22 protein-coding genes are annotated in these 20,954 nt (G+C 69.8%); 5 read left to right on the top strand and 17 right to left on the bottom strand.

Annotated elements, in window-relative coordinates:
• Positions 1-9: 9 nt before the first annotated feature.
• The 10 genes from ACFY1H_RS17370 to ACFY1H_RS17325 all read right to left on the bottom strand — a co-directional run bounded on the left by ACFY1H_RS17370 (position 10) and on the right by ACFY1H_RS17325 (position 9,231).
• Positions 10-1,083: a 2-hydroxy-3-oxopropionate reductase gene (locus tag ACFY1H_RS17370; RefSeq protein ID WP_386947416.1), complete on the bottom strand. Its 1,074-nt coding sequence runs from the start codon at positions 1,081-1,083 to the stop codon at positions 10-12.
• Entirely contained in the window at positions 972-2,288 is a 1,317-nt protein-coding gene (locus ACFY1H_RS17365) for a (Fe-S)-binding protein (RefSeq protein ID WP_386947414.1), read from the bottom strand. The genes ACFY1H_RS17370 and ACFY1H_RS17365 overlap by 112 nt, the downstream gene beginning before the upstream one ends.
• A complete protein-coding gene (locus ACFY1H_RS17360; protein WP_386947412.1) occupies positions 2,285-3,448 on the bottom strand; it encodes an FAD-binding oxidoreductase in 1,164 nt (387 codons plus the stop codon). Before ACFY1H_RS17360 ends, ACFY1H_RS17365 begins: the two co-directional genes overlap by 4 nt.
• A gap of 5 nt (positions 3,449-3,453) precedes the next feature.
• Positions 3,454-4,911: an FAD-linked oxidase C-terminal domain-containing protein gene (locus tag ACFY1H_RS17355; RefSeq protein ID WP_386947928.1), complete on the bottom strand. Its 1,458-nt coding sequence runs from the start codon at positions 4,909-4,911 to the stop codon at positions 3,454-3,456.
• A gap of 164 nt (positions 4,912-5,075) precedes the next feature.
• Entirely contained in the window at positions 5,076-5,816 is a 741-nt protein-coding gene (locus ACFY1H_RS17350; RefSeq protein WP_386947410.1) for a haloacid dehalogenase type II, read from the bottom strand.
• A 30-nt stretch (positions 5,817-5,846) separates the two neighbouring features.
• Entirely contained in the window at positions 5,847-6,533 is a 687-nt protein-coding gene (locus ACFY1H_RS17345; RefSeq protein WP_366587373.1) for a winged helix-turn-helix domain-containing protein, read from the bottom strand.
• A 55-nt stretch (positions 6,534-6,588) separates the two neighbouring features.
• On the bottom strand, positions 6,589-7,257 hold the full coding sequence (locus tag ACFY1H_RS17340; RefSeq protein WP_386947408.1) for a GntR family transcriptional regulator: 669 nt from the start codon (positions 7,255-7,257) through the stop codon (positions 6,589-6,591).
• 49 nt (positions 7,258-7,306) lie between these two features.
• Complete coding sequence (locus ACFY1H_RS17335) at positions 7,307-8,323, bottom strand: GlxA family transcriptional regulator (RefSeq protein WP_386947406.1); 1,017 nt, start codon at positions 8,321-8,323, stop codon at positions 7,307-7,309.
• A gap of 72 nt (positions 8,324-8,395) precedes the next feature.
• Positions 8,396-8,707, bottom strand: a complete 312-nt coding sequence (locus ACFY1H_RS17330) for an ANTAR domain-containing protein (protein ID WP_366587366.1) — start codon at positions 8,705-8,707, stop codon at positions 8,396-8,398.
• Positions 8,708-8,766: 59 nt separating this feature from the next.
• Positions 8,767-9,231, bottom strand: coding sequence for an ATP-binding protein (locus ACFY1H_RS17325; protein ID WP_386947403.1), 465 nt, complete (start codon positions 9,229-9,231; stop codon positions 8,767-8,769).
• Positions 9,232-9,437: 206 nt separating this feature from the next.
• Between ACFY1H_RS17325 and ACFY1H_RS17320 the strand changes: the two genes are divergently transcribed.
• Complete coding sequence (locus ACFY1H_RS17320; RefSeq protein WP_366587362.1) at positions 9,438-10,817, top strand: MFS transporter; 1,380 nt, start codon at positions 9,438-9,440, stop codon at positions 10,815-10,817.
• On the opposite strand, the gene ACFY1H_RS17315 is transcribed toward ACFY1H_RS17320, so the two are convergent.
• On the bottom strand, positions 10,789-11,472 hold the full coding sequence (locus ACFY1H_RS17315) for a TetR/AcrR family transcriptional regulator (RefSeq protein WP_386947401.1): 684 nt from the start codon (positions 11,470-11,472) through the stop codon (positions 10,789-10,791). The two genes, ACFY1H_RS17320 and ACFY1H_RS17315, sit on opposite strands and share 29 nt — an antisense overlap.
• Before the next feature lie 77 nt (positions 11,473-11,549).
• Between ACFY1H_RS17315 and ACFY1H_RS17310 the strand changes: the two genes are divergently transcribed.
• Complete coding sequence (locus ACFY1H_RS17310) at positions 11,550-12,671, top strand: FAD-dependent oxidoreductase (protein WP_386947399.1); 1,122 nt, start codon at positions 11,550-11,552, stop codon at positions 12,669-12,671.
• A 623-nt stretch (positions 12,672-13,294) separates the two neighbouring features.
• Here the strand turns inward: ACFY1H_RS17310 and ACFY1H_RS17305 are convergent.
• The 4 genes from ACFY1H_RS17305 to ACFY1H_RS17290 are packed head-to-tail and all read right to left on the bottom strand — an operon-like array spanning position 13,295 to position 16,577.
• The gene (locus ACFY1H_RS17305) at positions 13,295-13,969 is read right to left on the bottom strand and encodes an NADPH-dependent F420 reductase (RefSeq protein WP_386947397.1); all 675 of its coding nucleotides are present in this window, start codon (positions 13,967-13,969) and stop codon (positions 13,295-13,297) included.
• Positions 13,966-15,003, bottom strand: a complete 1,038-nt coding sequence (locus tag ACFY1H_RS17300; RefSeq protein ID WP_386947395.1) for an LLM class flavin-dependent oxidoreductase — start codon at positions 15,001-15,003, stop codon at positions 13,966-13,968. Before ACFY1H_RS17300 ends, ACFY1H_RS17305 begins: the two co-directional genes overlap by 4 nt.
• On the bottom strand, positions 14,996-16,048 hold the full coding sequence (locus ACFY1H_RS17295; protein ID WP_386947394.1) for an LLM class flavin-dependent oxidoreductase: 1,053 nt from the start codon (positions 16,046-16,048) through the stop codon (positions 14,996-14,998). Before ACFY1H_RS17295 ends, ACFY1H_RS17300 begins: the two co-directional genes overlap by 8 nt.
• Positions 16,049-16,103: 55 nt before the next feature.
• The gene (locus tag ACFY1H_RS17290) at positions 16,104-16,577 is read right to left on the bottom strand and encodes a MarR family transcriptional regulator (RefSeq protein ID WP_366587347.1); all 474 of its coding nucleotides are present in this window, start codon (positions 16,575-16,577) and stop codon (positions 16,104-16,106) included.
• Between the two features lie 96 nt (positions 16,578-16,673).
• Here ACFY1H_RS17290 and ACFY1H_RS17285 point away from each other — a divergent pair, with 96 nt between their 5' ends.
• The 3 genes from ACFY1H_RS17285 to ACFY1H_RS17275 all read left to right on the top strand — a co-directional run bounded on the left by ACFY1H_RS17285 (position 16,674) and on the right by ACFY1H_RS17275 (position 18,785).
• Positions 16,674-17,237, top strand: a complete 564-nt coding sequence (locus ACFY1H_RS17285; protein ID WP_366587345.1) for an NAD(P)H-dependent oxidoreductase — start codon at positions 16,674-16,676, stop codon at positions 17,235-17,237.
• Between the two features lie 202 nt (positions 17,238-17,439).
• Complete coding sequence (locus ACFY1H_RS17280; protein ID WP_366587343.1) at positions 17,440-18,279, top strand: LLM class F420-dependent oxidoreductase; 840 nt, start codon at positions 17,440-17,442, stop codon at positions 18,277-18,279.
• Between the two features lie 134 nt (positions 18,280-18,413).
• A complete protein-coding gene (locus tag ACFY1H_RS17275; RefSeq protein WP_366587341.1) occupies positions 18,414-18,785 on the top strand; it encodes an ankyrin repeat domain-containing protein in 372 nt (123 codons plus the stop codon).
• A gap of 56 nt (positions 18,786-18,841) precedes the next feature.
• On the opposite strand, the gene ACFY1H_RS17270 is transcribed toward ACFY1H_RS17275, so the two are convergent.
• Together ACFY1H_RS17270 and ACFY1H_RS17265 are read right to left on the bottom strand one after the other, a co-directional pair.
• Positions 18,842-20,308: a catalase gene (locus ACFY1H_RS17270; RefSeq protein ID WP_366587339.1), complete on the bottom strand. Its 1,467-nt coding sequence runs from the start codon at positions 20,306-20,308 to the stop codon at positions 18,842-18,844.
• Between the two features lie 25 nt (positions 20,309-20,333).
• Complete coding sequence (locus ACFY1H_RS17265) at positions 20,334-20,753, bottom strand: Fur family transcriptional regulator (RefSeq protein ID WP_366587337.1); 420 nt, start codon at positions 20,751-20,753, stop codon at positions 20,334-20,336.
• Positions 20,754-20,954: the final 201 nt, after the last annotated feature.

Genomic DNA, 20,954 nt, shown 5'->3' with positions numbered 1-20,954 from the left:
GTGACTGTCCTACTGGGTCCGGCCGGCGAGCTCTTCGGTGAGCTTGAACAGACCGGAATGGTCGAGCCCGCCGTCGCCGCGAGCGACGAGGGAGGCGATCAACTGGGCGACCGCACTGCCGAGGGGGATCGCCACCCCGGCCTCCCGTGCGGCCGCGGTGACGATGCCCATGTCCTTGTGGTGCAAGGAAAGGCGGAAACCGGGTGTGAAATCGCGCTTGAGCATGTTCTCCGACTTGCGGTCGAGGACGGTGCTGCCGGCCAGCCCGCCGCCGAGCACCTCCACGGCGACCACCGGGTCCACATCGGACGATTCGGCGAGCACGAGCGCTTCGGCGAGCAGCTGCAGGTGACCGGCGACCATGAGCTGGTTGGCGGCTTTGACGGTCTGGCCCGCACCGTGCGGACCGACGTGCACGATGGTGCGCCCGACGGCCTCCAGTACCGGCTTGGCCGCGGAGAAGTCCTCGGCGGCGCCACCGACCATGATGGACAGCACGCCCTCCACGGCACCGGCCTCGCCACCGGACACCGGCGCGTCGAGCACACGCACGCCGGCCTTCGCACCGGCCTCGGCGACCGCGCGGGCCGTGGCCGGCTCGATGGTGCTCATGTCGATGAGCAGCAGACCGGGGTGCGCGTTCTCGAAGATGCCGCCTTCACCCGTCGCGACCGCCGCGACGTCCGGCGAGTCCGGCAGCATCGTGATCACGACGTCCGAGCCCTTGACCGCTTCCGCGATGCTCGACGCGCCCCGGCCGCCCGCCGCGACCAGCGCGTCGACCCGCTTCGCGCCGCGGTTGTAGCCGACGACGTCATACCCGGCCTTGACCAGGTTCTCGGCCATCGGCAGGCCCATGATGCCCAGGCCGATGAAACCCACCGTGCTCATGTGAAATCTCCTGTGAAATCGGCGCGCTGAACCGGCGCCGGAAAGATCGGCGCTCGGTAATCGGTGCGGTGAAAGGGCCCTCAGGAACGCGTATCGAGTGGATCGACGTCCCGGATGGACGCGTCGAGCAGCTGGATCGGGTGCACGACCGGGATGCCCTGGTCGAGGAACCGGCGGATCTGCAGCAGGCACCCGGCGTTCGCGGTGGCCACCACGTCGGGTTCGACGTCCGCGAGGTGCTTCGCCTTGCGGCGGCCGAGTTCTTCGGCCGTTTCGGGCTCCACCAGGTTGTAGATCCCCGCCGAGCCGCAGCACAGCTCCGCCTCGGCGATGTCGTGCACGGACAGCTCCGGGATGGTGCGCAGCAGTTCGCGCGGTTGCCGGCGGATGCCCTGGGCGTTGGCCAGGTGGCAGGCGTCGTGGTAGGCGACCTTGGTCTTCATCGGGTGCCGGGTGGCACGCGCGGGGAGGTCCGCGAGCAGCTCGTTGATGTCCCGCACTCGCGAGGCGAAGGTCCGCGCTCGCTCGGCGTATTCGGGCACGTCCGCGAGCAGGTCGCCGTATTCCTTGAGCACGGACCCGCAACCGGCCACATTGGCGACGACGACGTCGAGGTCGTAGCGCTCGAACATCTCGATGGTCCCCTTGGCCCGGGCGAGGCCTTCCTCCTCCCGTCCCGCGTGGACGGACAGGGCGCCGCAGCACTGGCTGTCCTGCGGGACGTAGACGTCGCAGCCTTCGGCGGCGAGCACCCGGATGGTGGCGGCGTTGACGTCACCGAAGAAGACGCGGTTCGCGCAGCCGGCGAGCAACCCCACGCGCAGCCGCGCTTCGCCGACCGGCCCGAGGGTCCGTTCCGGCGTCTTCGCCCGCAGCGCCCGCAGTGTCACCGGCGGCAGCAGCGCTTCCAGCGCCCGGAGCCGTGGTGGCAGCAGCTTCAGCGTGCCCGACCGGTGGACGAGCGCCCGCAGGCCGAGGCGGGTGTAGAGCAGCCCGCCGAACGCCGCGAGCCGCAGCCGGCGCGGGTACGGGAACAGCGAGAAGACGAACGCGCGGAACACCTTGTCGAGGAAGCCGCGCGGCACGTGGCGTTCGACCTGAGGCCGGACCGACTCGATGAGCTTGTCGTACTGCACCCCCGAGGGGCACGCGGTGGTGCACGCGAGGCAGCCGAGGCACGTGTCCATGTGGTGGCCGAACGTCTCGTCCAAGCCGATCTCGCCCTGGGCGGCGAGGTCCATCAGGTAGATGCGCCCGCGCGGGGACTCCATCTCCTGGCCGGTGACCGCGTAGGTCGGGCAGGTCGGGAGGCAGAATCCACAGTGGACGCAGTCGTCGAGCAGCTCGCGCTTCGGCGGGTGGTGCTCGTCGAAGGAGCTGCCGAGTGTCGAGGTCATGACGCGCGCTCCTCGTCTTCGAGCCAGGGTGAGAACCGGCCGGCCCCGAACCGGCCGGCCCCGAACCGGCCGGCCGGGTCGAACTGCCGCTTGATCGCCCGCATCACCCGCACGGGCGCCGGTGGCGGACCCCATCCGTGGCCGGCGGAGAGGCCGTCGCGGCGCAGCACGGTCACGGCCGCGCCGAACTCCTGGTGCAGCTGGGTGAGGAGTTCGTCGTGGTCACCGGCGGTGAACTGGACGGTGTGGACGCCGATCGCCATCGAACTGGCCACCGCGGCTCCCGCGGCCACCATCCGCGTCACCAGAACCGGGCCCGCAGCGGGCAGTGTCCCGATTCGCACAACTGTCGTCCCTTGAACACCATCCGCGATCGCGGCAACACCCGCCCAGGCCGCGTCCGCTTCCTCGTCCGTGAGCACCCGGGCCGTCGTGCCCGCGAACCGGCACAGCTCACCTTCACGCTGCTCGACGCCCTCCGACGTCCCTTCGAGCCTCACCAGCAGCCGCCCGCCGGACCATTCGAGGGCCGAAGCCTCCAACCCCGTCATGACGATCCGGCCGGCCAGGTCGAACGCCTCGCCCGCGTCGGCCTCCACCGCCACCGTGCACATCGCCGGCGGAAGCGGGTGCAACCGCAGCACGACTTCGGCGACGACCCCGAGCGTCCCGAGGGATCCGTGGAACAGCTTCGCCAGGTCGTAGCCGGCGACGTTCTTGATCACGTGCCCACCGGACCGCGCGACCGTGCCGTCGCCGAGCACGACGGTCGTCCCGATGACCAGGTCACGCAGGCTGCCGAACGCCGTGCGCAACGGCCCGGCATCCGCGGTGGCCAGCAGCCCGCCGATCGTCGCGCCCCGCCGGGCGCGAGCCGGGTCGAGCACCACGCGCTGACCCGCCTCCGCGAGCGTCCGCTGAACGGTCGTGAGCGGCGTGCCCGCCCGGACCGCGATCGTCAGGTCCGAAGGGGCGTACTTCAGGACCCCGGACAACGACGTCGTGTCGATGATCGCGTCGGCCGGCTCGGCGGGCGCACCCCAGTCCGGGGCGGTCCCCGCACCGGCCACGAGCAGCCGAGGGTGGCTCGCCCGGGTGTCCGCGACCGCGGCGTGCACTTCCTCCACAGTGGACGGAGTGAACGTGGTTTCCGTCGTCACGCCCCTCACATCCGCTCGATCAGGCCGGCGGCTTCGAGGGGATGCGGCTTGTAGACACCCGGCCGTTCCCCGCACAGCCGCGGCGTCGGCAGCAGTTTGCCCGGGTTGCAGATCCCCGCGGGGTCGTACGCGTGGCGCAGCCGCGCCATCGTGGCCAGGTCGTCCGGGCTGAACTGGCGCGGCATCGAACACGCCTTGTCCGTGCCGATCCCGTGCTCCCCGGACAACGAACCGCCCAGGTCCACGCACAGCTCGGCGATGGCCCGCGAAAGCGCCTCCGCGCGCTCGTGCTCACCGGCTGCCTCGCTGTAGAGCACCAGCGGATGCAGGTTCCCGTCCCCCGCGTGGAACACGTTCGCCACGCGCAGCCCGGCCTCGGCGGCCAGTTCGGAAATCCGGGTCAACGCCGTCGCCAGCTGCGTGCGCGGGACGACCCCGTCCTGCACGAAGTAGTTCGGGCTGATCCGCCCGACCGCGGCGAACGCGGCCTTGCGGCCCTTCCACACCAGCGCCCGTTCCTCGGCGTTCGCCGGAATGCGCAGCTTCGTCGTCCCGAACTCCTCGCACAGCTGCTTCACCTGCGCGAACTGCGCGTCGACTTCGGCCTGCGGCCCGTCGAGCTCCACCACGAGCGCCGCGGCGGCGTCACGCGAGTAGCCGGCGTCGACCGCGGCTTCGACGGCCTCGATGGCCAGCGCGTCCATCATCTCCACCGCCGCGGGCACGATGCCGGCCTCGATCACGGCGCTCACCGTGTCGCCCGCCTGCTCGACGGATGGGAAGTCGGCCACGAGTGTCTTGACCGCGGCCGGCTTGGCCAGCAGTTTCACGGTGATGCGCGTGGCGATGCCGAGCGTGCCCTCGGAGCCGACGAACGCGCCGAGCAGGTCGTACCCACCCTGCTGCGGGCAGTCGCCGCCGAGGACCGTGGTCGTGCCGTCGGGCAGCACGACCTCGGCCGAGTGGATGTGGTGGACGGTGAAGCCGTACTTGAGGCAGTGAGCGCCACCGGAGTTCTCCGCGATGTTGCCGCCGATCGTGCACACCTGCTGCGACGACGGGTCCGGCGCGAAGTACAGCCCGTACGGCGCCGCTGCCCGGCTGATGTCCACATTGGTCACTCCGGGCTCGACGACCGCTCGCCGGTTCACCACGTCGATCTCGACCACGGACCGCAGGCGCTGCAACGAGATCACGACCCCGTCGGCGACCGGCAGCGCACCGCCGGACAGCCCGCTGCCGGCGCCGCGGGCGACGAACGGCACGTCGTGCTTCGCGCAGACCCGCACGGCCGCGGCGACCGCCTCCGCCGTTCGGGGCAAGAGCACCAGCGACGGGACGACGCGGAAGCCGGTCAGGCCGTCACATTCATAGGACCGCAGGGCGACCGGGTCGGACACCACCGCGTCGGCACCCACGGCTTCGACGAACTCGGCGTGCAAACGCTGCGGCACCGTCGTCACCTCCACCAGGTCGTCCAGCGTTCCCCCGGTTCACGGAGGAGGTCTGGAACATGACTGAGATACAAGTCGTAGCCCGTCCAACGCTAACTCCCAGCCTACCGAGTCACAAGGGCTGAAGGCCATAAATTTCCACCAAGTGTAATTGATCTTCCGCATGGTGAAATTCAGTGGCCGGCCTCCCTCACCCCCGCGCGCAGCCGGCCGGCGAGGTCGGTGAAGCTCACGGCGCTGAGGTCGCAGTCCGTGGTCGCGGCGGCGTCGGCGGGCCGGTCCGGGCCCTTCTCCCCCGGTCGTTCGACGAAGGCCGTGCGGAACCCGGCGTCGCGCGCGCCGTGGATGTCCCACGTGTGGGCGGCGACCATGAGGACGTCGCGGGGTTCGACGTCGAGCAGCTTCGCCGCGTTGGTGTACGCGCGACGGTCGGGCTTGTACGCGCCGACGTTCTCGGCCGACAGGATCGCGTCGAACCCGAGACCGGCGCCCTTGACCACGTGGGTGAGCTGGGCGAACCCGCCGTTGGACAGCGCGACCACCACGAAATCGCGGCGCAGCTCGGCCAGCCCCTCGGCGGCGTCGGGCCACGGCGGCAGCGCGTACCAGGCCCGCACCATGCGCTCACGCGTCTCGGCGCCGAACTTCCCGGCGACGCCGAGCACCTCCAGGCACTCGTCGAGCGCTTCGCGGTGCACGGCGTCGAGGTTCGCCCAGCCGCGTTCGCCGCGGTTGATCTGCCCGACCGCGGGCAGGTAGCGCTCGCGCCACGCGTCCACGAGCGCGGGGCAGTCGAGCTCGACCTCTTGGTTTCGGGCGATCGCGGCGACGCCGTCGATCACACCGCTGCGCCAGTCCACAGTGGTCCCGAAGACGTCGACGGCGATCACCGTCACCTCGCTGACATCGGACATCTCGCTCCGTTCTCCGTTGAACAGCACCACTTACGCGGTGTCCACACCCAGCCATTCGCGCAGCTCGCGCCGCCCGGCCTCGGTGAGGTCGACGGCGCGGCTCGCCTCCAGGAGGTCGATCCAGCCCAGTTCGAGCAGCCGGCTCTTCACCGCGGCGCCGAGGCTGCCCGCGAGGTGGTGCCGGCGTTCGCTCCAGTCCATGCACGGGCGGGCCAACGGCCGCGCGCGCCCGCGCAACCCGTCGACGTCGATCCCGTGCGCCGCCAGCTCATCGCGCCCTCGGTCCGAAACGCCGTAGGAATCGTGGTCCTGGACCAGAAATCCCTTGGCCAGGAACGCGTCGGTGATGGCGACGCCGACGCTGCCCGCGAGGTGGTCGTAACAAACCCGGGCCTCGCGCAGCTTGCGCCCCCGCGTCGCCTGCCGCAACGACTTCGCCGGCCCGGGCGGCGCGAGGAGCAGCAGGCCCTCGATCGCGTCGGCGACGGGGCTCGCGAGCCGGTACAGCCGCTGGCGGCCGGACACTTCGACGACGACCAGACCGCCGTCCTTCAGCTTGCGCAGGTGCGTGCTCGCCAGGGACGCCGAGATGCCGACCTCCGCCATCAACGCCGAGACCGGCTGCGGCCGTCCGTCGAGCAGCAGCAACAGCATCGCGGCGCGGTTCCGGTCGGAGAGAAGGAATCCGATCCGGGCGAGATCCGCGTCACCTGCCATGCAGCCACGATAACTCCGGAACGGTTGAGCGCCGGTTGAACAATGGCCGGGCCGGCTACAGCCCCGCGTCCTCGGTCACGCCCAGCGCGCGGCGGGTGCTGGACAGGTGCGCCCGGACGGCCTCGCACGCCCGTTCGGCCTCGCCCACGTGCACGGCCTCCGCGATTTCCTGGTGTTCCTCGAGGATCACGTCGAGGCGATTGCGCGTGCCGCTGCGTCCGTTCACAGTGGACTCACCGACCATCCGCATCTGCCGATCGCGCAGCGAGCCGTACACCGAGCCGAGGATCGGGTTCGCGGCCGCGTCGACCAGCACGGTGTGGAACGCGCGGTCGGCCTCGAGGAACTCGCCGAGCCCGGCCGCCGTCTGCTGTTTGGCCCGCTGCTCCTCCATGGCCGCGAAGACGGCTTCACGCACGTCCGGCCCCGCGGCCGCGACTTTGCCGGCCGCGAACTGCTCCAGCACGAGCCGCGCCTCCAGCACCGCGCGGACCTCGTCGGGCGAAACGGGGACGACCAGCGCACCACGCTGTGGGTAGAGGCGCAGCAGCCCTTCACCCTCCAGCCGCAGGAACGCCTCGCGCACCGGCGTGCGGGACATGCCCAGCGCCTCGGCGACCTCGCCCTCGCTGATCAGCTCGCCGCCCGGGAAGCCGCCGGAGAGCACCTGCTCCTTGACGTACGCGAGCGCACGGTCCTTCGCACCGAAGCGCTCGCTCGCCATAGATCCCCCGTGAGGTCGGAAGAAATCCCAGACGTATCTTAGCCGCCGGTCAGGCCGGGACGAGCGCGGCGCGGAAGGTGCTCCGGTAGCTGCCCGCGGTGGTGCCGACCTGGCGTTCGAAGTGGCGGCGCAGGGTTTCCGCGGAGCCGAACCCCACCATCGCGGCGATCTCGGAGATGCGGTGGTCGGTGGTTTCGAGCAGCACCTTCGCGCTCGCGACGCGTTCGCGGCTGACCCAGTCGAACACCGTCGTCCCGGTGGCGCGGCGGAACTTCCGCACGAGGCTGCGCTCGCTCAGGTGCAGGTGGGCGGCGAGCCCGCCGAGGGTGAGCGGCTCGTGGAGGTGCTCCCGCAGCCACGCCAGGAACGAACCGAGCGCCGGCTCGCCCGCGATCCGGATCGAGTCCTTCACGAACTGCGCCTGCGCGCCGGGCCGCCGCGGCGCCGTCACGAGCAGCCGGCCGACGTCGCCGGCGTAGGCGTGGCCGAGGTCTTCGGCCAGCAGGTGCAGCGACAGGTCGGTGGCCGAGAAGATCCCGCCCGAGGTGTGCACGGGGCCGTCGTCGAGGTAGAGGCAGCCGGGTTCGAGGCGGACCTCGGGGAACTCGCGGCGGAACTCCTCGGTGAACAGCCAGTGGGTGGTGGCGCGGCGTCCGTCCAGCAGCCCGGCGCGGGCCAGCAGGAACGCGCCGCCGCAGAACGAGACCATCCGCGCGCCGTTCCCGGCGGCCGCGACCAGGGCGGCCAGCAGCGGCCGCGAGCGTTCCGCCAGCGGATCCTCGACGCCGGGGACGAGCACCGTGTCGGCCGTCAGCAGTGTCTCCAGTGGCGCGAGCTCGCCGAAGTCGACGCCCGAGCGCAGCACCTGCCGCGGCTGCTCGCCGCACAGCACCACTTCGTAGGCGCTCTCGGCGTCCCCGGTCAGCTCGGCGATCGCGGACATCCGCGGGCCGAACACCTGCTGCACCACCGTGATCTCCAGTGCCACGGAATCGGGCACCAGCAGCACCGCGATCACGTGCTTGGCGCGGCCACGCGAAGTGACGGGCGTCTTGGCGGGGTGCACGCGTTCACGGTAGCGAGGGTGACTTGAATCTTCAAGTCATTGCGGTTGCGGCTCGGTTGTTCCGTTCGAGGCTCAGCTCTCGGCGCCGAAGGCGCTGCCGAGGACGCCCGCCCGGAGTTCGGCGAGCACGACGTCGGCCGTCTCGGCCGGCAAGTCGGGCTTCGCGCCCGTGCCGCTCGCGACGACGACCGTGGCGACGTCGTGCAGTTTCACGTTCGTGTGCTGTGAGATCTCGCGCAGGGCTTCGAAGGCCTCGTCCTCGGTCCAGCTCCGAACCAGCATCAGCATGCCCTTGGCCTGCTCGATCACCGGGCGCGTCGCGAGCGCAGCCTCCAGCTGCTCGACCTTGGCCGCCTGCCCCACCGGCTCCAGCTCAGAACTCACGCGAAAATTCCACCACAGGATGGTGGGACCCCACCACTTCCGGCCGCGGCCGGTCACCCTCACGAACCGGTGCCGTTACCCGGCCCCAGTGCGAGCTCCGCCCACACGGTCTTCCCCGTCGCCGTGACCTGCTGACCCCACGCCACGCACAGGGCGGCGATGAGGTGCAGGCCGCGGCCACCCTCGGTGTCCGGCGGCCGCGGCGCCGCGCGGGCCGGGGTGCTGTCGTCGACCTCGACGCGGACCAATCCGGGCATCCGCAGCAGGCGCACGCACCACGGGGGCCCGCCGTGGGAGAGCGCGTTGGTGGCCAGCTCGTCGACGACCTGGACGATGTCGATCAGCACGTCGGCATCGACGTCGAGCAGGTGCTCGCGCGTCCAGCACCGCACCTGGTGCAGCTCGCCGCCCGCGCCGGTCAGCGGCAGCGCCGTCATCGCGGCGGCCGGCTCGAGCGCAGGGGAGAGTCCACCAGCGGTCAGCGCTCCTTTTTCCGAACTTCGGGCATGATCCAGCGTCCTCATACCCCGATTCGAAGGAGTTGAAGCATCGCCAGGTCGGGGCGGTCGGGAGGCTGCGGCGCCCACGGCGACGGTGCGCGGCGACGGCGCGCGGCGGCCGCCCGTCGCCGGTGACGGTGCCGTGGCCGACGCGACCCAACCGTCAACCCCGATGTGATCCCCATCGCGACCAGCCGACCCGCCGGGCCGGGCAAGTAGGGTCGACCGCCATGGGGTTTCGGCGTGGCTTGGCACTGCTGGTCGCCGCCACGTTCTTCATGGAGATCGTCGACGCCACGATCATCGCGCCCGCGGCACCGCTCATGGCGGCCGATCTCGGAGTGAGCTCGGTGGACGTCAACGTGACCATCACGGCCTACGTCCTCACCCTCGGCGTCCTCATCCCGATCAGCGGCTGGCTCACCGACCGCTTCGGCGCGCGCCGCGTGTTCGCGACCGCACTGATCCTGTTCACCCTTTCGTCATTGGCGTGCGCACTCGCACCAAACCTTGTTCTTTTGACAACAGCGCGGGTCGTTCAAGGTGTCGGCGGCGCGATGATGGTGCCCGTCGGCCGGCTGGTGGTCCTGCGCGCCACGCCCAAAAAAGATCTCGTCAAAGCGGTCGCCTACCTGACGTGGCCGGCGTTGCTTGCGCCCGTGGTGGCTCCGGTGGTCGGCGGGCTGCTCGCGCAGTACGCGTCGTGGCGGTGGATCTTCGTGATCAACCTGCCGCTGGGCATCGCCGCGCTGGCCGTGGCGTGGGCGATCGTGCCGGACCTTCGGGCGGAGCGGCCCGCGCCGTTCGACCGGGTCGGGTTCGGGTGGGTGGCCGTCGGCACCGCCGCGCTGGTCGTCGCCCTCGAAGGCCTCGGCTCGGGCTTCGGCCCGGCGACGGCCGTGGCGCTGGTCGTGGCCGTCGTCGGCCTCGGCTGGGCGATCCGGCATCTGCTGCGCGCGCCGAATCCCTTGCTGGACCTGCGAATCCTCCGCATCACGACTTACCGCATCACCGCCGCCACCGGCTCCGTCTACCGCGGCGTGATCACCGCCATCCCCTTCGTCCTCCCGCTGCTGTTCCAGCTCGGCTTCGGCTGGACCCCCGCCCGCGCCGGCTTGGTGGTGATCGCACTTTTCGTGGGCAACGTCGGCATCAAACCCGCCACCACCCCGCTCATGCGCCGCTTCGGCATCCGCACGGTGCTGCTCGCGTCGATCCTCGTCGGCGCGGCCTGCCTTGTCGGCCTGGCGTTCGTCCGCGCCGACACGCCGTTGCCCGTGCTGCTCGCCCTGCTCCTCGTCAGCGGCATCTCCCGCTCCACCGGCTTCACGGCCTACAACAGCGTCGCCTTCGCCGACGTCGACGAGCCGCTCATGAACCACGCCAACACCCTGCTCTCGACGCTGCAGGAACTCGGCGCGGGCCTGGGCGTGGCCATCGGAGCCCTGCTCATCCGCGCCGGAGGCCTGGTCGCGACCGACGCGCCCGGTCCGTTCCGCGTGGCGCTGGCGCTGCTGGCCGTCCTGCTGGCGATCCCGCTCGTCGCCGCGATCCGGCTGCCCCACAATGCCGGCAACGCCGTCACCGGGCGCGTATCCCGGCGAGGATGAGGTCGATCCCGGTGAGGAACTGCTCGCGGTCGTCGTGCTCGCGCGCTTGGCGGGCGACGGCCCGGGTGAACGGGTAGTCGTCCGGGTCGAGTGCTTCCCACGCCGCCGACACCGCGTCGAGGAACTCCGCCCGGTCCACCACTGACCCGGCGACGCGGGTGTTCGAAGCGTTCTGCGCGGCGGCGCCGAGGATGTAGTGCATCAGCGCCGACGCCACGGTGAACCAGCTTTCCTCGGGCACACCCAGCGCGCCGACGTGCCGGCCGATGCCCTCGAAGATCCGCAGTGGCACCGATTTCGTCGGACCGTGCGACAGCTGCAGCGACACCTGCGTGGCCAGCCACGGGTGTTCGGCGGTCGCGGCGAACAGCCCCAGCGCGACGGCGCGGATCTCGTCCCGCGGCGAGCCCCCGGCCTCGGCGGGCTCGGCCAGCGCGGCGGCGACCACGGCGTCGGTCGCGGCCTCGAGCAGCTCGCCCTTGTTCGCGACGTGCCAGTAGATCGCCCCGGGCCCGGTGGCGAGGCGCTCGCTCAGCGCGCGGAACGTCAGCCCGCCCTCGCCGGACGCGTCGAGCAGCTCGACGGCGGCCTCGGTGATGCGCTCGCGGGAGAGCGCCTCGGTACGCCGCTGAGCTCGGCGGGTCCGCGCAACCATGCGTCCATCTTGACACATCTGGAATGTCGTTCCAACATTGGAACGGCGTTCCAGCCCACTTCTCGGCAGGAGTCACCATGAACACCGTCACGATCATCGGCGCCGGACTCGGCGGCCTCACCCTCGCCCGCGTCCTGCACGTCCACGGCATTCCCGCCACCGTCTACGAAGCCGAGGCATCCGCAGGGGCGCGCGCCCAGGGCGGGATGCTCGACATCCACGACTACAACGGCCAGATCGCCGTCGAAGCCGCACAGCTCATGGCCGAGTTCTCCGGCCTGATCCTCGAAGGCCGCCAGCAGATGCGCGTCCTCGATCCCGACGGGACCCTCCTGCTCGACCAACCCGACGACGGCACCGGCGGCCGGCCCGAAGTCCAACGCGCCGAGCTGCGGCAGCTGCTGCTCGACTCACTCCCCGCCGGCACGGTTCGCTGGGGCGCCAAGGTTCTCGACGCGCGTTCCGTGGGCGCCGGCCGCCACGAGGTGACTTTCGCCGACGGCAGCGTGGTCGCAACCGACCTGCTGGTCGGCGCGGACGGCGCGTGGTCCCGCGTCCGGCCATTGCTGTCGGACGCGGTTCCCTCGTACGCCGGCACCTCGTTCGTCGAGGTCTACCTGTACAACGCCGACACCCGCCACCCGGCCGCCGCGAAAGCCGTCGGCGGCGGTTCGCTCATCGCGCCCGCGTCCGGCCGCGAGATCCACGCGCACCGCGAAAGCGGCGACACGCTGCACACCTACGTCGTCCTCACCCGGCCCCAGGAGTGGTTCGCCGCCATCGACTTCACCGACCCGGCGGGTGCTGCCGCCCGCGTCGCGCAGGAGTTCACCGGCTGGGCCCCGGAACTCACCGCCCTCATCACCGAGGCTGACACCGCACCCGTGCTCCGCCCCCACTTCACCCTGCCCCACGACCACCGCTGGGACCGCGTCCCCGGCGCCACCCTCCTCGGCGACGCGGCCCACCTCATGCCCCCCAACGGCGAAGGCGCCAACCTCGCCATGCTCGACGCCGCCCGCCTGGGCCAAGCCTTGGCCGCCCACCCGGGCAACGTCGAGAAGGCCCTGTCCGAATACGAACACGAAATGTTCCCCCGCAGCCAGGCCGTCGCCACCGAGGGCGCCGAGATGCAAGAACTCTTCTCCCGCGGCACCTCGGCCCGCGACCTCGTCGCCATGCTCACCGGCGCCGAGTGAGTGGGGTCGGTTCCGCTGGTTTTGTCGCCGCGCCACTCGGAAGTTGCCGGCGGAACCGATCCCCGCGCCGCAGATCCCGGACGGATCCGCGTCATCGCACCACCGGCTTTCCCGGACACCGTCGTTCACAGTCGTCGATTCAGCCGCATCGGTTCCGCTGACACTGCTGCCGCGCCACCCAAAGCCGAATCTCCACAAGAACCTGCACGGCAAGGTCCAGACGGGTTTCGCGTGGCCTCGGTATCCGCGCATCCAGCGCTCCCCGGTACCGTTGCGACCTCCCCCGCCGCCGCGTAGGCCGCAACCCAGTTCCGCTGGTCCCACGGCCGCGACGCTGAAGACGCAGCCTCCGAACCGGCCCCGCATCGCAGGTCCCGGGACCAGTAAGGTCCGATGGGACCGGACTCCGTGGCGAGTGGTGACCGGCACCGAGTACCCGAGCCGGTTCGCTGGTTTGTTGCCGCGCCGGCCAGAGCCGTAGCCGAGCCATCGGCGGAACCGTCCCCTGGGTCCCGGACCGGCCCACGCGGCCTCGGCATCAGCGGTGCCCGACATTCCCGGTCACCGTGACCGCCGACAAACCGGCCAACCCGGCACGACCGGTCCCAGACTCGAGGAGGCGCCTAGTGCGGCTCCTCCGCCAGCCGCTCACTGAGCGCGCGACCACGTTCCGATTCCGGGAACCGCTCCAATATCGCCCGTAGCTCCGCAGCCTCGACGTCCGCCCCGAAGGTCTCCGCGCCCGGCTCCAGGCGGACGCCCTCGGCGAGGCCGCCGGCCGGCACGGGGTCGAAGCCAAGCGAATCGACCACAGTGGACACTTCGACCACGTCCGCGGGGTTGTCGCCGGCGATGGCGATGGCCTTGCGGCCGGGGGTGCCGGCGGGGCGGGCCTCGTCTTCGAGGTCGTGGTAACCCATGTGGTTGAAGGCTTTCACGACGCGCGCGCCGGGCAGGAACTTCTGCACCGTCTCGCTCGTGGAGACCTCCAGGTCGGCGCGGTGACCGTCCACTTCCCACCAGTAGTTCATGGCGTCGATCACGAGCTTGCCGTCCAGCTCCACCGCCGGGATGCCGCGGTACTTGCCCAGCGGCAGCGCCAGGATCACGACGTCGGCCGAAGCAGCCTCGGCCGGTGTCGTGGCGACGGCGCCCGGGGCGAGGACCTCCACGGTGAGCGCGATCTTCTCCGGCGCGCCCGAGCCCGCGATCAGCACGCGATAGCCGGCCGCCACGGCCAGGTTCGCGAGGACCGTGCCGACCTTGCCCGCGCCGAGGATGCCCAGCGTCTGCGTCATTTCCCCTCCGCCAGCAGGTCCCGCACCATCGGGATCACCTTCGTGCCGTAGAGCTCCACCGCGTGCATCCGCGCGCTCGCCGGCTGCGAACCGCTGGAGTAGATGAGGTCGAACCGGCCCACGTCCAGATCCTTGACCGCCCCGGCGATCTTGCGCGCGACCGTCTCCGGCGAGCCGATGTACATCGAGCCGTGCTCGATTTCGCTGTCGTACTCGGCGCGCTGAATCGGCGGCCACCCACGCAGCCGCCCGATGCGGTCGCGGATCACGCGGTAGCGCGGCCAGAACAGTTCGCGCGCTTCTTCGTCGGTGTCGGCGATGAAGCCGGGCGAGTGCATGCCGACCGGGTGCGCGGTCGTGCCGAACTCGGCGGCCGCCCGCCGGTAGAGGTCCACGTACGGTGCGAACCGCTTCGCCGGCCCGCCGATGATCGCGAGCATCAGCGGCAGCCCGTAGTGAGCCGTGCGGATCACCGACTGCGGCGAGCCACCGACACCGACCCACGTCGTCAGGCGGCCCGACTCCGTCTTGGGGAACACATCGGCCGCGTCCAGCGCCGGGCGCAGCGTGCCGCTCCACGTCACGGGCTTCTCGTCGAGTAACCGAACGAACAGGTCGATTTTCTCTTCGAACAGCTTGTCGTAGTCGGAGAGGTCATATCCGAACAACGGGAACGACTCCGTGAACGAACCACGTCCGAGAATGATCTCCGCCCGGCCATCCGACAGTGCGTCGACGGTCGCGAAACGTTGGAAAACGCGCACGGGATCGTCGGAACTCAACACGGTCACCCCCGAAGACAGGTGAATCCGCGACGTGCGCGTGGCGATGCCCGCCAGCACCGTCTCCGGAGTGGTGATCGAGTACTCCGGCCGGTGGTGCTCGCCGAGCGCGATCACGTCCACGCCGATCTCGTCGGCGAGCACGGCCTCGTCGAGCACGTGCCGGATCGCGGCGGCGTAGGACATCGGCGTGCCGGCGTCGTCCTCCGGGACGTCGCCGAAGGTGTCGAGGCCGAAAACCAGGTCAGACATGGGAAGGCGCCTTCGTGAGCAGTTCACGGACCCGCGGTGCGACCTCGCGGCCGAACAGCTCGATCGACCGGGCGCGGGCTTCGCGGGGCAGGTTCATGATGTCGTACTTCAGGTCGAAACGGCTGAGGCGCAGGTCACGCGCCATGGTCGCGATCTTGTTCGCGACGGTCTCCGGCGAGCCGACGAACAGCGCGCCACCCTCGATCTCCGCCAGGTACCGGCGGCGGTCCGGCTTGTAGAAGCCGCGTTCGGCCGCGAGCTTCGCGACCACCGGCTGCCAGTACTCCCACCACGTCTCGACGGCTTCGGAGTCGGTGTCCGCGATCAGGCCGAGCGAGTGCTGTCCGACGGGCAACACCGGCTGTTCGAATTGCGACAAAGCACGGTGGTAAAGCTCCACGTGCCCGGCGAACCGCTGCGGCCGTCCGCCGATGATCGCCAGCATCAGCGGCAGCCCGTACTTCGCGGCACGCACGACGGAATCCGGGCTGCCGCCCACACCGATCCACGTCGGGATCCCGCCCGGGCGCATCCGCGGGTGCAGCGTCTGGTTCACCAGCGGCGCCCGCACGGTGCCCGACCACGTCACGGACTCCTCGCGTTGTAACCGCATGAACAATTCGAGTTTCTCTTCGAACAGGTGCTCGTAGTCGGCGAGGTCGTATCCGAACAAGGGGAACGACTCCGTCGCCGACGCCCGCCCCAGCACCAGCTGCGCCCGGCCGTTGGACACGGCGTCCACGGTGGAGAAGTCGTGGTAGAGGCGGACGGGGTCGTTGGTGCTCAGGACCGTCACCGACGTGCCGAGCTTGATGCGCTCCGTCGCCGTCGCGACGGCCGCCAGGAGCACCGGTGTCGCGCTGTCGTTGTGGCCTTCGCGGTAGTGCTCGCCGACACTGAAGACGTCGAGGCCGGCTTCTTCGGCGAGGCGTGCCTCGTCGACGAGCAGGCGGACGGTCTCCGCGTCGCTCAGGGTGCGCGCTCCGTCGGTGGCGACTTCGCCGAAGGAGTTCAGCCCGAACTCGAAGCCGGGATTCTTCGTCATGCCACCAGGATGCGTCGGCGCGGGGGCCGCCTGCCGCTCCCTCTCATGGAGACCTTCAGCCATCGGCTTCGATGCGCCGGGTGATCTTGTCGGCCGCCGTCCGCAGGGTGCGCAGCTCCGATTCGGACAGCACGTCGTACACGAGCTCACGCACGCGCTCGACGTGGCCCGGGGCGGACTCGAGCACGTGCGCGTAGCCGGCTTCGGTGAGCACGGCGTGGGTGTAGCGACCGTCCTCGGGGTCGGGCTCGCGGTAGAGGAACCCGCGCTTCTCCAGCCGGCTGATGAGATGCGACAGGCGGGAGAGCTCGGCGTTGGTCAGGATCGCCAGCTCGCTGAGCCGCATGCGCCGGCCGGGTTCCTCCGACAGCCCTGCCAGCGCGTAGTACTCGACGTAGCTGAGCTGCGCGTCTTCCCGCAGCTGCTTCTCCAGCTCGGTCGGCAGCCGGTGCAGCAGGTACGTGAACGAGCGCCACGTCTGCAGCTCTTCGGAGTCGAGCCACCGCGGGGTGGCCTGCCGGTGTGTCATGCGTCCCAGTCTAGCGCGTGACTTGAATGTTCAAGTACCGGTGCTCGATAGTTGACATGAACATTCAAGTCACACCTCCGGAAGGAACCGGCACAAGTGAGTAACCTGAAGATCGCCGTCATCCTCGGCAGCACCCGCCCGGGACGCAACGGCAAGCAGGTCGCCGACTGGGTCTTCGAGAAGGCCAAGGCCCGCACCGACGCGGACTACGAGCTCGTCGACCTGGCCGAGTTCCCGCTGCCCCACCTCGACGAGGCCCTGCCGCCCACCCTCGGCCAATACGCGGGCGAGCACACCAAGGCGTGGGCCGCGAAGATCGACTCCTACGACGGCTTCATCTTCGTGACGCCCGAGTACAACCACTCGACGTCCGCCGTCCTCAAGAACGCCATCGACTACCTCTACGCGGAGTGGAACAACAAGGCCGCGGCCTTCGTGTCCTACGGCTCCCTCGGCGGCGCCCGCGCGATCGAACACCTGCGCGCCATCTGCAGCGAGCTCCAGATCGCCCACGTGCGGCAGCAGCTGTCGTTCTCCCTGTTCACGGACTTCGAGAACTTCGCGTCCTTCGCCCCGGCCGCCCTCCACAACGACGCGGCCGACACGCTGTTCACCCAGCTCGAGACGTGGTCCGGCGCCCTCAAGGCGATCCGCGACTGAGGCTTTCGGCGGTGGGCACCGTGCCGGTGGTTCACCAGTGTGGTGCCCACTGTCCACAAAGTACTGAAGGTCAGCTCTTCTTCCAGGTGCACCCACGGGAGGCCCAGCGCCTGTTACCCCCAAAGCGACACAATTCGGACGAGCACCGGTCCACTACAGCGGTGTTGGCAGCTGGGGTTACTCCAGGTTTACGCTCACGACCATGCGATTCGCCATCAAGACTTCGCCCCAGAACACCGTCTGGGAGGACATGCTCGCGGTCTGGCAGGCGGCCGACGAGATCGAGCTGTTCGAATCCGGCTGGACGTTCGACCACTTCTACCCCATTTTCTCCGATTCGACCGGCCCCTGCATGGAGGGCTGGGTCACCCTGACCGCGCTCGCGCAGGCCACCAAGCGGCTGCGCCTGGGCACACTCGTCAGCGGCATGCACTACCGCCACCCCGCACTGCTCGCGAACATGGCCGCGACGCTCGACATCGTGTCCGGCGGGCGCCTGGAGGTCGGCATCGGCGCCGGCTGGAACGAGGAGGAGTCCGGCGCCTACGGCATGGAGCTGGGCACCCTCAAGGAACGCAGCGACCGGTTCGAGGAAGGCTGCGAGGTCCTGATCAGCCTGCTGACGAAGGAAACCACCACCTTCAAGGGCACGCACTACCAGCTCACCGACGCCCGCAACGAACCCAAGGGCGTCCAGAAGCCCCACCCGCCCATCTGCATCGGCGGCAGCGGCGAAAAGCGCACCCTGCGCACGGCCGCGAAGTACGCCGACCACTGGAACTTCACCGGCGGCACGCCCGAGCAGTTCGCCCACAAGCGCGACGTCCTGCACCGCCACTGCGCCGACATCGGCCGCGACCCGAGCGAGATCACGCTGTCCTCGCACGTGCGCCTCGAGCCCGACCTGGACTACGCCGCGGTCGCCAAGCAGGCCGAAGCCCTCGGCGAGGCCGGTCTCGACCTGGCGATCGTCTACCTGCCGCCGCCGCACACCCCCGCGGTGCTGGAGCCGCTGGCGAAGGCACTCGAACCGCTGCGCTGATCTTTTCACCGGGGCCGCGCACGCATTTGTGCGCGGCCCCGCGGCGCGCGATCAGGGCCATTTCCGAAGCCCGCCCAATAGTCGCAACGCATCGAAGGTCGGCTTGGACAATTGACCGATGCTAAAATTCCGCCATGCCCTCTGACGAAAACGAAGATCTCCGAAAACGAGCCCGCACCGTCATGGCGGACCTCGCGCGTGAAGGCAACACCAAGGAACTCGCGGAGTTCATCGAGCACGGCCTGGACGTCAACTCCCTCGACGAGGCCGGCAATTCACTCCTCATGCTCGCCGCGTACCACGGGCGAAGCGAGACCGTCGGCTACCTGCTGCAGCACGGCGCCGATCCCGACATCTGCAACGCGCGCAACCAGTCGCCGATCGCGGGTGCGTTGTTCAAGGGCGAGACGGAAATCGTCGCGGCGTTGAAGAATGCGGGGGCCGATCTGGACGCCGGGACACCGAGCGCGCGGGAAGCCGCGAAAATGTTCGGACAAAGCCTGTAAGAACGACCGTGCCCCCGTCGCGGCAAACGGCGACGGGGGCAACGGCCACAAAGGACTTACAGAGCGCCCAGGGCCTCACAGGCCTTCTGCACACCCTCACCGTAGGCCGGGTCGGCCTTGGTGCAGTTCTCGATGTGGCGCTGGACGGTTTCCTTGCGCGCACCCTTGATCGCGCGCGCCGTGTTCTCGAACAGGCGCTGCTGTTCGTCCGCGGACAGCAGGCGGAACAGGTTGCCCGGCTGCGTGAAGTAGTCGTCGTCGTCTTCGCGGAAGTTGAAGTGGTCCGCGGTCGAGCCGACGGCCTGGGCCGGGTCGGCGTAGGCGGGCTGTTCCTGCCAGCGGCCGAAGTTGTTCGGCTCGACGCCCGGGACGCCACCCTGGTTGCCGTCGACGCGCATGGCACCGTCGCGGTGGTAGGTGTTGACCAGCTTGGCGCCGCGCGGGTAGTTGACCGGGATCTGGTGGTGGTTCACGCCGACGCGGTAACGGGCGGCGTCGCCGTAGGAGAACAGGCGGCCCTGCAACATCTTGTCCGGGCTGAACGAGATGCCGGGGATCAGGTTCGCCGGGGTGAAGGCGGCCTGCTCGACGTCCTGGAAGTAGTTGTCCGGGTTGCGGTTGAGCTCGAACTCGCCGACCTCGATCAGCGGGTAGTCCTTCTTGCTCCACACCTTCGTCAGGTCGAACGGGTGGAAGCGGTACGTCGCCGCGTCGGCCTCGGGCATGATCTGCACGAACAGCTTCCACTTCGGGAAGTCGCCGCGCTCGATGGCGTCGAAGAGGTCGCGCTGGTTCGACTCGCGGTCGGCGGCGATGACGGCGCCGGCTTCCTCGTCGGTCAGGTTCTCGATGCCCTGCTGGGTGCGGAAGTGGAACTTGACCCAGTTCCGCTCGCCCGCGGCGTTGATGAGGCTGTAGGTGTGCGAGCCGAAGCCGTGCATGTGCCGGTACGACTTGGGGATGCCGCGGTCGGTCATGATGATCGTGACCTGGTGCAGCGCCTCGGGCAGGTTCGTCCAGTAACCCCAGTTGTTCTCCGGGTCACGCAAGTTGGTGCGCGGGTCACGCTTCACCGCGCGGTTGAGGTCGGGGAACTTCAGCGGGTCACGGTGGAAGAACACCGGCGTGTTGTTGCCGACGACGTCCCAGTTGCCCTCTTCGGTGTAGAAACGCAGGGCGAAACCACGGATGTCCCGCTCGGCGTCGGCCGCGCCACGCTCACCCGCGACGCTCGAGAACCGCGCGAACATCTCGCACTCGTTGCCGACCTTGGCGAAGATCGCGGCCTTCGAGTACTGCGAAATGTCGTGCGTGACGCGGAAAGTGCCCCACGCGCCGGAGCCCTTGGCGTGCATGCGGCGCTCCGGGATGACCTCGCGGTCGAAGTGCGCCAGCTTCTCGATGAGCCACAGGTCCTGCAGCAGCACCGGGCCGCGCGGGCCGGCGGTGACGCTGTTCTGGTTGTCCACGACCGGCGCACCCGCCGCCGTCGTCAGCGGTTTGGTGTTTTCCTCGAAAGCCACTTCATCTCCTTCAGGTGGTGGACAGTCAGTTTTCGTTGCAGGAAGGGCAAAGGCCCCAGTACGTCACTTCGGCCTCGTCGATGACGAACCCGTTGGTGGTCGCCGGCGTCAGACAGGGCCGCTCCCCCACGGCGCAGTCGACGTCGGCGACCGAACCACAGCGACGGCACACCACGTGGTGGTGGTTGTCGCCCGTGCGCACCTCGAACCGCGCCGGCGACCCGGCCGGCTCGATGCGCCGCACGAGCCCCACTTCCCCCAACGCGGCGAGGATGTCGTACACCGCCTGCGTCGACACCGCGCCGAGCTCGGAGCGCACCGCGCGGACCACGGCCTCGACATCCGCGTGGGGCCGCTGCGCCACCGCGTGCAGCACGGCGGTCCGCTGCTTGGTGACTCGCAGTGAGACACCCCGCAGACGTTCCGCAGGATCGGTGGCCGGCATGAGGGCATCAGATCACGTTTTCTGGAACAAGTCCAGACTAGAGACTGGACACGTTCAAGTGAATCGAAGTGCTCATCTGAGCAAGGTGTGTGACTTCGGCACCACCTTGACCAGGGAAAACTGTGCGCGGCCGACCAAGGGTTGACGTTTTGGCGACGCGTCCGTGGTCGGATTCGCACATCCGGTGAGATGGTAGTCACA

Origin of the sequence: Amycolatopsis sp. NPDC001319 (assembly GCF_042896185.1) — a bacterium.
In the GTDB taxonomy this organism is placed as follows: Bacteria; Actinomycetota; Actinomycetes; order Mycobacteriales; family Pseudonocardiaceae; genus Amycolatopsis.
This window is presented reverse-complemented; position numbering and strand designations above follow the sequence as displayed.